Source organism: Methylobacterium sp. WL103 (assembly GCF_008039885.1).
In the GTDB taxonomy this organism is placed as follows: Bacteria; Pseudomonadota; Alphaproteobacteria; order Rhizobiales; family Beijerinckiaceae; genus Methylobacterium; species Methylobacterium cerastii.
The window spans coordinates 1-10,383 of record NZ_VRUX01000107.1; the positions used below are offsets into that span (position 1 = coordinate 1).

Here is a 10,383-nt window from a genome sequence, read left to right on the forward strand (position 1 = left end):
GCCGGACCCTGGCCGGGAGGCGCGCCTGGCCGCGGCGGAGCGGCGGTGACCGGGACCGGCGCCGCCTTGCTCTGCTCCGGCATGCCGGGCCCGCGCTCGGACGTGAGGCTGGCGAACACGCCGGACACGCCGGGCATCGACAGGACCTTGCCCTCGGCCGATCGGCGGATCGGCTCGAAGCGGGCGGCCTCGCTCGCGTCGATGAGGATCGAGAACATCACGCGGTTGGTCGGGTCGACCACCACCTGCGAGAGCCGGCCGGAAGCCGGCAGCGTGGTTCCGGCGGCATCGATGGTCACGGCCTGCAGGGCAAGCAGTACGTCGTCTCGGGTGATCGCCACGGTCTGGCTCCTTCGCCGGGTCCGGCGGCTCGAGATCTCGAAAGGGATGGTTCCGGCCCATGTAAACAGCCGGGCCGGAAACGCCAGCCGCAGCAGGCACGACGCCGTGCGGCCCCTGTGCGCAGGCGATCGAACCAACCGATGCGTCATCCGTTGTGACACGACCGCCGGTGCGGGCGGCAGGGAGAGCCGACGCGCCGTCACCATCTGGAGAGACGACTGCGATGCATCAGGGCAACCACCGCGACCACGAGGGCGCGAAGAAGCTGTTCGAGCTGGTGAAGGACGTGAAGGTGGCGATGATGACCACCGCCGACTCCGACGGCACGCTCAACAGCCGTCCGATGTGGAACAACGACATCGACGAGAACGGCGACCTGTGGTTCTTCACCAAGCTGCACTCGCCCAAGACCGCCGAGATCAGCCGGGACAACCAGATCAACCTGTCGTACTCCGACCCGTCGAGCCAGACCTACGTCTCGATCGCCGGGAAGGCCGAGATCGTCAGCGACCAGGCGATCGTCGACGCCAAGTGGACCGAGAGCCTGAAGACCTGGTTCCCGAACGGCAAGGACGACCCCGAGGTCGCGCTGCTCCGCATCCACCCCGAGCAGGGCGAGTACTGGGACAGCCCCAACAGCAAGATGCTGCACCTGTTCGGCTACGTGAAGGCCACGCTCACCGGCGAGAGCCCGAAGACCGAGACCAAGAAGGTCGACCTGGCCTGAGCGATCTGACTTGATCTACTCGGATCGCATCTGAGCCATCGGAGGCGGCGTGCTCCCACCGGGCGCGCCGCCTTTTCGATGCGCTGAGCGGCGACCTCCGTTGACACCGGTGCGTCGGTCGTGCGCCCTCCAGGCTTCGTGTCGTCCGACCCTAAGGCTTCCCCCCACATGCTCGATCTCGCGCGGCGGGTGCACAACCACAATTTCGGTATCGACCCGATCGTGCGGTCGCTGCTCGACACCGATTTCTACAAGCTGCTGATGGCGCAGACGATCCTGCGGCGGCACCGCGACGTGGCGGTGACCTTCGGCATCAACAACCGCACCACCCGCATCCGTATCGCCGACGAGGTCGATGCCGGCGCGCTCCGCGAGCAGCTCGACCACGCCCGGTCCCTGCGTCTCTCCCGCGGCGAGGCGACCTGGCTGCGCGGGAACGCCTTCTACGGACGCCGCCGCATTCTGTCGGCCGACTTCATCGCGTGGTTCGAGGGCTTCCAACTGCCCGAATACCATCTCGAGGCGCGCGACGGGCAGTACGAGCTGACCTTTCACGGTCCCTGGGTCGAGACCACGATGTGGGAGGTTCCGGCGCTCGCCATCCTCAACGAGCTGCGCTCGCGCGCGGTGCTGCGCAACCTCGGCAAGCTCGACTTGCAGGTGCTGTATGCGCGGGCGATGACGCGGGTCTGGGAGAAGATCGAGCGTTTGCGCAAGCTTCCGGACCTGTCGATCGCCGATTTCGGGACCCGCCGCCGGCACGGCTTCCTGTGGCAGGATTGGTGCGTGCAGGCGATGGACGAGGGCCTGGGATCGAAGCGCTTCCTCGGCACCTCGAACTGCCTGATCGCGCTACGCCGCGAGGTCGAGGCCGTGGGCACCAACGCGCACGAGCTGCCGATGGTCTACGCGGCCCTCGCCGAGGACGACGCGGCGCTGGCGCGTGCCCCCTACGACGTGCTGCGCGACTGGCAGGAGGATTACGAGGGCAACCTCCTCGTCGTGCTGCCCGACACCTACGGCACCACCGGCTTCCTCGCCGGCGCGCCCGACTGGCTGACCGACTGGACCGGCATCCGCATCGACTCGAAGGACCCGATCGCGGGCGGCGAGGAGGCGATCGCGTTCTGGCGCTCGCGCGGCGCCGACCCGCGCGAAAAGCTCGCGATCTTCTCAGACGGGCTCGACATCGACACGATCGAGCGGATCCATGCCCATTTCCACGGGCGGCTGCGGATCGGTTACGGCTGGGGCACCCTGCTCACCAACGACTTTCGCGGACTGGTGCCGGACGGGCGGCTCGATCCGGTTTCGATCGTCTGCAAGGTCACGCATGCGGACGGGCGCCCGACGGTGAAGATCTCCGACAACCCGACCAAGGCACAGGGGCCGGCCGACGCCATCGCCCGCTACAAGCGGGTCTTCGGCGTCGGCGAGCAGGACGCGATGGCGGTCGTGGTCTGACCGGAAAGCGACGCCGCCAGACCTCCCCCCAACACACCTCATTTTAAGGTGCGGCCGTGAAGCGGGCGCCTCGAAGGATACCTCCAGGATCCGCATGATCCCTGGAAGGCTCCTTCAAGGCCCGCTGACGCGGGCAATTCAGGATGAGGCGGCGGGTCGGATGCCGTGATCAGGGATCGGACGCATCGTCCCCCCGGCGTCTGTCAGCAACGAGCGGTTGAAACCTTTTTGCCCTCGGCTCGATCCGCGCCTGCGCTAGCTGATCGCCCACAGCCCGGTCGCCGCGTCCGAACAAACGCAAGCGATGTGGCCGGCTCAGTAGGGACGGAGGCACCATGTCGAAGATCGATCGACGCGCGCTGATCGCCGCCGCGGGCCTCGCGCTCGCCGCGCCGGAATTGGGTCACGCGCAGGAGTCGGGCAAGCCGCAGGATGCGGCAGCGCCCAAGCCGGAGGCGAAAGGCGTGACCCATACCCTGGCGCGCTACGTCGTGAACGCCCGGTTCGAGGATCTGCCCGAGACCGTTCGCCGCGAGGCGACGCGGACCTTCCTCAACTGGGTCGGCGTCGCCATCGGCGGCTCGCACCACGAGACGCTGGACGTCGCGGTGTCGGCGCTGGCGCCGTTCTCCGGGCCGCCGCAGGCCGGCCTGTTCGGCCGCACCGAGCGCTTCGACATCATGAACGCCGCGTTCCTGAACGGCGTGTCGAGCCACATCTTCGACTACGACGACACGCACCTGAAGACCGTGATCCACCCGGCCGGCCCGGTCGCCTCGGCGATCCTCGCCTATGCCGAGATGCATCCGGTTTCGGGGCGGGACTTCCTCAATGCGCTGGTGCTCGGGATCGAGACCGAGTGCCGGATCGGCAACGCGGTCTATCCGAACCACTATGACGTCGGCTGGCACATCACCGGCACCGCCGGCGTCTTCGGGGCGGCGGCCGCCGCCGGCAAGCTGATGGGGCTCACCGAGCAGCAGATGGTGTTCGCGCTGGGGCTGGCCGCCTCGCAGCCGGTGGGCCTGCGCGAATCGTTCGGCTCGATGAACAAGAGCTTCAATCCCGGCCGCGCCGCCGCCAACGGCCTGTTCGCGGCGATTCTGGCGGCGAAAGGCTTCACGTCGTCGGACGGGATGATCGAGGCCAAGCGCGGCTGGGCCAACACCGTCTCGACCAAGCAGGATTATCGCGAGATCACGGAGGAGCTCGGCACTCGTTTCGAGAGCCTGCTCAACACCTACAAGCCGTTCGCCTGCGGTATCGTCATGCACCCGGCGATCGACGCCGCGATCCAACTGCGCGACGAGCAGCACCTGAAGCCCGATCAGATCGCCCGCGTCGACCTCAAGGTGCATCCGCTGGTGCTCGAGCTCACCGGCAAGACGGCACCGCAATCCGGGTTGGAGGGCAAGTTCAGCATCTTCCACGCCGTCGCCGTGGCCCTGGTCGAGGGGGCAGCCGGCGAGAAGCAGTTCAGCGACCGTGCGGTGCGCGACCCCGTGGTCGTCGCGCTCCGCGAGAAGGTCGTGCCGGTGGTGACGCCTGGAATCGCGGCGGCGCAGGTCGACATGACCGTGACGCTGAAGGACGGCCGCACCCTGCACCGCCGCATCGAGCACGCGATCGGCAGCGTCGAGCGGCCGATGACCGACGCGGCGCTGGAGCGCAAGTTCACCGACCTCGCAGACGGCGTGCTGCCCGAGGCGCAGGCCCGGCGGGTGATGGCCCTGTGCTGGTCGCTCGAAACGCTCGGCGACGCAGCCGACGTCACCCGCGCCGGCGTCGCGCAGGCCTGACCGATCACGGTTCCGTGAAAACGGCACGGCCCGCGAGGGATCGTTTCGCTGGTCCGTGTCGTTCCTCGTTCGCATCGGCGACAGCACAACCGGTGCGAGCGTAAGCGTACGGTTCCGGTGGCGGCATGGCGACGAAGACTGAAGACCCTCCCCTCGAAGCGCCGTCCCCGACCCGGATCGCCGCGGCCGAGACCCCGAAGACGGCCCTGGTCTCGCCGGTCCTCGTCAGCGCGACCATCATCGCCGGCCTGTATTTCGGGCGCGAGATCTTCATCCCGATCGCCATCGCCGTGCTGCTCTCGTTCGTGCTCGGCCCGCTGGTGGCGCTGCTTCGGCGCTGGCACCTGCCACGGGTCGTCGCGGTGGGCGCCGCGGTGGTGTTCACCCTCGGCGTCGTCGCCGCCCTGGCCACCCTGATCGGCGTGCAGGTGGCGGGCCTCGCCGGCGACGTACCGCGCTATCGCTCGACCATCGAACGCAAGGTCGAGGGCCTGCGCGACAGCCCGGCTGCGCATCTCGCCGCCTACGTCGCCAACATCGGCCGCGCGCTGCACGACGCCGGCAACGGCGACAAGGCGCAGAAGCCGGACGCCGAGGCCAAGCCCGAAAAAAAGCCGGAGGCTAAGCCCGAGCCGAACCCGGAGGCGAAGCCCGCGCGGCCGCAGGCGGATCCGGTCCTGGTCGAGATGCGGCAGGCGCAACCGGGTCCGCTCGAGACCGCGAGCACCCTGCTCTCCCCGGTGATGCAGCCCCTGGCCACCACCGGCATCGTGTTCGTCGTGCTGCTGTTCGTCCTGATGCAGCGCGAGGATCTACGCGACCGGATGATCCGGCTCGCCGGTTCCAGCGACCTGCACCGCACCACCGTCGCGATGGATGACGCCGCGCGGCGCCTCAGCCGCTACTTCGTGGTGCAACTGGCCCTCAACACCGCCTTCGGGCTCGTCGTCGGCATCGGGCTCTACCTCATCGGCGTGCCGAACCCCGTGCTCTGGGGCATCGTCTCGGCGGTCATGCGGTTCGTGCCGTATATCGGCGCCTTCCTGTCCGCCCTACTCCCGCTGGCCCTCGCCGCCGCGGTCGACCCCGGCTGGAACATGGTGATCGCCACCGCGATCCTGTTCATCGTGCTGGAGCCGCTCACCGGCCAGATCGTCGAGCCGATGCTCTACGGCCATTCCACTGGGCTCTCGCCCTTCGCGGTGCTGATCTCGGCCCTGTTCTGGACCTGGCTGTGGGGACCGGTCGGGCTTCTGCTCTCGACGCCGTTGACCGTCTGCCTCGTCGTGCTCGGCCGGCACATCGACAAGCTCGAGTTCCTCGACGTGTTGTTCGGCAACCGGGCGGCGCTGACGCCGGTGGAGAACTTCTACCAGCGCATCCTCGCCGACGATCCGGAGGAGGCGCAGGAGCACGCCGAGCTGATCCTGCAGACCTGCTCGCTGTCGGCCTACTACGACGACGTGGTGCTGAAGGGCCTCGAACTCGCCGCCCGCGACGCCGCCCGCGGCGTGCTCACCCTCGACCAGAAGTCCGACATCCGCGCCTCCGTCAGCGAGCTCGTCGACGCGCTCGCCGAGCGGGACGACCGGGTGCCGACGCCCGCCGCTTCCGAGTTCAAGCCGACGGGCGATGCCCCGGCGGCGGCGACGCCGGACCCCGACGCGATCCCGCCGGCCTGGTCGCAGGACGGGGCGGTGCTCTGCGTCGCCGGGCGCGGCTTCATCGACACGCCGGCGGCCACGATCCTGGCGCAGCTGTTGGCCAAGCGCGGGCTCGGGACGCGCATCGTTTCGTTCGGCGAGGTGTCGCGCGCGAAGATCGCGGACTTCGATCCCGGTGCGGCGCGGATCGTCTGCATCGTCTCGTTGGCGATCAGTGGCGAGCCGGCGCATCTGCGGCGCCTCGTCGATCGCCTCCAGCGTCGAATGCCGGACGTTCCGGTCGTCGTCGGGTTATGGCAGGCGGACGACGACTCCGCCGGCCGCGGCAGCATCCCGGCGGCCGAACACGTTTCGTCCCTGGGAAGCGCGGTCGACACGGTGCTCGCGCATGTCGGCACCAAGCCGGAGCGGCCGATCCTGCGCGTCGCGGCCGAGGCCTGACGGCGCAGGCTTGACGGCGCACGGCGAAACCCGCCTTCCTGCCGCGATTGCGGGACCGTGCGGGGAAAAGCCGATGAGCGTCGTCGAACTCGGCCGGTTCATGGACGACCTGGCCGAAGCCTCGGGCCAAGCGATCGTGCCATTCTTCCGGGCGCAGGTCGCCTTGACGGACAAGGCCGCCGGGACGGCGCCGTTCGACCCGGTGACCGAAGCGGACCGCGCGGCCGAGCTCGTCCTGCGCAACATGATCCGCGCCCGCTTTCCCGCGCACGGCATCCTAGGAGAAGAATTCGGCTCGGAGCGTCTCGACGCGGAATACGTCTGGGTGCTCGATCCCATCGACGGGACGCGCGCCTTCATCACCGGCATCCCGACCTGGGGCACGCTGATCGGTTTGACCCGGAACGGCGGCGCCGTGCGCGGGCTCATGCACCAGCCCTATCTCGGCGAGCGGTTCACCGGCGACGGGCGCAGCGCGCGCCTGCGCGGGCCGCGCGGCGAACGGACGCTCCACACTCGCCGCTGCGCCGAGCTGTCGGCGGCGATGCTCGCCACCACCGACCCACGCCTGTTCACCGAGGGCGACGAGGCCGAGCGGTTCCGCGCCATCGAGGGCCGCGTGCGCATGTCGCGCTACGGCACCGATTGCTACGCCTACTGCATGTTGGCCTCGGGCCAGGTCGACCTCGTCGTCGAGGCCGGGCTGAAGCCTTACGACATCGTGGCGCTGATCCCGATCGTCGAGGGCGCCGGCGGCATCATCACCGCTTGGGACGGCGGCCCGGCGACCGCGGGCGGCCGCATCGTCGCGGCCGGCGACCCGCGCCTGCACGCGGCGGCGTTGAAGCACCTGAATCCGTAAGTCTCGCGCGCCTCCGGGCGATCGTCGGCACGCGCGCGCGAACTGAACCGATCGTGCGGCCGCGCCGTTCCTCGTGGTTCGCAACCCTCACCACGGACGCCCGTGCTCCTCGCCGCGATACTCCTCCTGACGACCCTGCCACCCCTGGCTGAGGATTCAGCCGTTGCACTTCGCGCGCAGGTCGTCACGCTGCGCGCATCTGGGGCCGAAGGCGCACCGTACTATCAGCACGTGGCGCGAGCGGTCTCGAACTGGCGGGCGCAGGCCGGGGCGGAGCTTCGGCCGGTCTCGCTCGCCCTGGTCGCGCGGGTCGCGCCGACCGAGCCGGCCTTCGTCGCGCGCTGCGCAAAGCTCAACAATTACTGGTGCATCAAAAGTGCGCGCTGGACGGGCGAAGTCGGCGCCGACGCCGAGGGGCATACCGGTTTCGCCACCGCGGCCGACGGAGCCGACGCCGCGGCCGGCCTGCTTCGGCGCTACTACCGCGACTACGGGCGCCGCACCGCGCTGGCGATCGTGCGTCGCTGGGCGCCCGCGAGTTGCGGTCTTCCATTGCTCGGGCCGATCGCGAAAAACGCGAAGCCGTCGCCCCTCGCACCCCGCGGGATCGGCGGGACGCTTCGCGCCCGCTACCTCGCCCGCCACCTGCCCGGAGGTGCCCGCCGCGGCGGGCGGACGGCCCTGCGGGTGCAGCCCTGGTCGCCCCTGGCACGAATGAGCGGCCATCCCGCCCGACGCCCTGCCATCGCGACCCGCGTCGCATCGCGGCCGGTCGCGGACATCGCCGCCGGGCTTTCGGACAAGCCGGCGGCCGTATCCGCTCGCGTCGTGCGCGGTGCGGACGACCCGTCCGCGCTCCTCGACCGGAAGGTGCCGTCCCCGGATCGGCTGGTGGCCGAATCCGCGCTGCTGCCGATGATCGTCTCCGGCCTGTCCCTGGGCGATCTGCGCGCGCCGGCGCCGCTCTGCGGCGGCGACGAAGTCCGCATCGGCAACTACGCCGCCGCCATCGCCAAGAGCGTCGGCCTACGCTCCACGGACGACCTTGCGCTGTTCTCGCCCGATGGGAGCCCGCTGTCGAACCTCGCGGCGGTGATGCGTGCGATGTCGGCGGTGGAGCTCGGCGCCCTGCATGCCGGGCCGCCCCTCATCGAGGCCGCCATCGCCCGGCTCGGGCCGGTCACGGCGGCGACGGCCGACGCGGCGAAGTAGCGTTTGGCGAACGGAGTCTCGCCGCGCCGAAACCTTGCGGCGCTCCCCTCCCCGCGCCACCTGAACGGCGACGGCCGACCGGCTGGCCCTTCCGCGTCTCCCAACCACCTGAGTCCGCCCTTGCCCATCCAGAGTTTCGCCGCTCGCGCCGGCTCCGCGGTCAAGGCCTTCGCCGAGGCGTCGAGCGACTTCCTGATCCAGCCGACCCTGCGGCTCGGCGTCACCGGGCTCGCCCGCTCGGGCAAGACCGTGTTCACCACCGCGTTGATCCACCATCTCGTCGAGAGCCACGCGCTCCCCGCCTTCGCCCCGGCGCAGGAGGGCCGGTTGCGCCGCGCCCGCCTCGTGCCGCAGCCGGACGACGACGTTCCGCGCTTCCCCTACGAGGAGCACTATTCCGCCCTCACCGAAGCCCGCCTGTGGCCGCGCTCCACCGACCGGATCAGCCAGTTCCGCCTTGCGATCGAGTACGAGCGCGCCGGCGGCTGGCGCTCCGGCCCAGGCACTCTGATGCTCGACGTGGTCGACTATCCCGGCGAATGGCTGCTCGACCTCGCGCTGCTGGAGCAGAGCTACACCGCCTGGTCGCGGGCGACGATCGCCGGAACCCGGCGCGCCGGCCGCGGGGAGATGGCGGCGCCTTGGCTCACGATGCTCAAGGGCCTCGACTCGGTGGGCCCCCTCGACGAAGTCGTGGCCGAGCGGGCGAGCGCCGCCTTCACCGCCTACCTCGCGGCGTTGCGCGCCGGGCCGGAGATGGTGGCGACGACGCCCCCCGGCCGGTTCCTGATGCCGGGCGACCTCGCCGGCTCACCGGCCCTGACCTTCGCGCCGCTCGATAGTCTGCCCGAGACGATCGAACCTAGGACGCTGGCCGGGCTGATGGAACGGCGCTTCGAGGCCTACAAGGCCAAGGTCGTCGTGCCGTTCTTCCGTGACCACTTCCAGCGCGTCGATCGCCAGATCGTGCTGGTCGACGTGCTCGCGGCCGTCGACGCCGGGCCGGCGGCGCTCGCCGAGTTGGAGGAGGCGCTGGATTCGGTCCTGCTCAGCCTGAACATCGGCCGCAACACGCTGCTCTCGCGGCTGTTCGCGCCGCGTGCCGACCGGATCATGTTCGCGGCGACCAAGGCGGACCACCTGCACCAGACCAGCCACGACCGGCTGGAGGCGCTGCTGCGCCTGCTCGTCTCGCGCGCCATGCGCCGGACCGAGGCCGCCGGCGCCCGCGTCGGCACCGTGGCGTTGGCTTCGGTCCGCGCCACCCGCGAGACCACGATCCACGACGGCGACGCGGTGCTGCGCGCCGTTGCCGGCACGCCCGAGGCCGGCGAGACCGTCGGCGACGAGCTGTTCGACGGTACGGCCGAGGCCGCGGTGTTTCCCGGCCATCTCCCCGTCCGGCCAGAGGCCGTGCTGGAAGGCGCGGTCGAGCCGGGCTCGCTGCGGTTTCCCCGGTTCCGCCCTCCGGTGATCAAGCCCGACGCGCTGGAGCGGCCCGGTCACCTGCCGCAGATCCGACTCGACCGGGCGATGCAGTTCCTGATCGGCGACAAGCTGACGTGATGGCCGGGGCGACAACCTTGAGGATGATGCCGTGAGTTCGACCCAGCGCCCGCGCGCCTTCCGCATCCCCGCCGCCGACTCGCCGGCCTCGAGCGAGGCCCTCGCGCCGATGCCGGCGGCGCCGGGCGGCGTCCGCATCGTCGAGGACCCGGTCGAGATCGTGGACGCGGCCGACGGCGTGCCGGTGCCGATGGCGAAGTCCCGTGGCGTCCCCTGGGGCGGCCTCCTGCTTTCGGCCGCGGGCGGGCTCGTGTCGCTCGGCGTCGGGCTCTCGGTCGAGCGGCTGATCGCCGACCTGTTCCAGGC

General features: G+C 70.5%; 8 protein-coding genes and 1 pseudogene. 8 read left to right on the top strand and 1 reads right to left on the bottom strand.

What is annotated here, in order from left to right:
• A partial coding sequence (locus FV222_RS09340; RefSeq protein ID WP_147813976.1) for an iron-sulfur cluster assembly protein occupies positions 1–341 on the bottom strand: 341 nt, incomplete at its 3' end.
• Positions 342–565: 224 nt separating this feature from the next.
• Between FV222_RS09340 and FV222_RS09345 the strand changes: the two genes are divergently transcribed.
• The 8 genes and pseudogenes from FV222_RS09345 to FV222_RS31085 all read left to right on the top strand — a co-directional run.
• Positions 566–1,069, top strand: a complete 504-nt coding sequence (locus FV222_RS09345) for a pyridoxamine 5'-phosphate oxidase family protein (RefSeq protein WP_147752179.1) — start codon at positions 566–568, stop codon at positions 1,067–1,069.
• Between the two features lie 168 nt (positions 1,070–1,237).
• A complete protein-coding gene (locus FV222_RS09350; protein ID WP_147752180.1) occupies positions 1,238–2,533 on the top strand; it encodes a nicotinate phosphoribosyltransferase in 1,296 nt (431 codons plus the stop codon).
• A gap of 335 nt (positions 2,534–2,868) precedes the next feature.
• On the top strand, positions 2,869–4,332 hold the full coding sequence (locus FV222_RS09355) for an MmgE/PrpD family protein (RefSeq protein ID WP_147813978.1): 1,464 nt from the start codon (positions 2,869–2,871) through the stop codon (positions 4,330–4,332).
• Positions 4,333–4,457: 125 nt separating this feature from the next.
• On the top strand, positions 4,458–6,437 hold the full coding sequence (locus tag FV222_RS09360) for an AI-2E family transporter (RefSeq protein ID WP_147813980.1): 1,980 nt from the start codon (positions 4,458–4,460) through the stop codon (positions 6,435–6,437).
• 73 nt (positions 6,438–6,510) lie between these two features.
• Positions 6,511–7,299, top strand: a complete 789-nt coding sequence (gene hisN / locus FV222_RS09365) for a histidinol-phosphatase (RefSeq protein WP_147763575.1) — start codon at positions 6,511–6,513, stop codon at positions 7,297–7,299.
• A 102-nt stretch (positions 7,300–7,401) separates the two neighbouring features.
• Positions 7,402–8,511: a hypothetical protein gene (locus FV222_RS09370; RefSeq protein ID WP_147813982.1), complete on the top strand. Its 1,110-nt coding sequence runs from the start codon at positions 7,402–7,404 to the stop codon at positions 8,509–8,511.
• 120 nt (positions 8,512–8,631) lie between these two features.
• The gene (locus FV222_RS09375) at positions 8,632–10,077 is read left to right on the top strand and encodes a YcjX family protein (RefSeq protein ID WP_147813984.1); all 1,446 of its coding nucleotides are present in this window, start codon (positions 8,632–8,634) and stop codon (positions 10,075–10,077) included.
• A 31-nt stretch (positions 10,078–10,108) separates the two neighbouring features.
• A pseudogene (locus tag FV222_RS31085) lies at positions 10,109–10,383 on the top strand (TIGR01620 family protein); the annotation flags it as partial.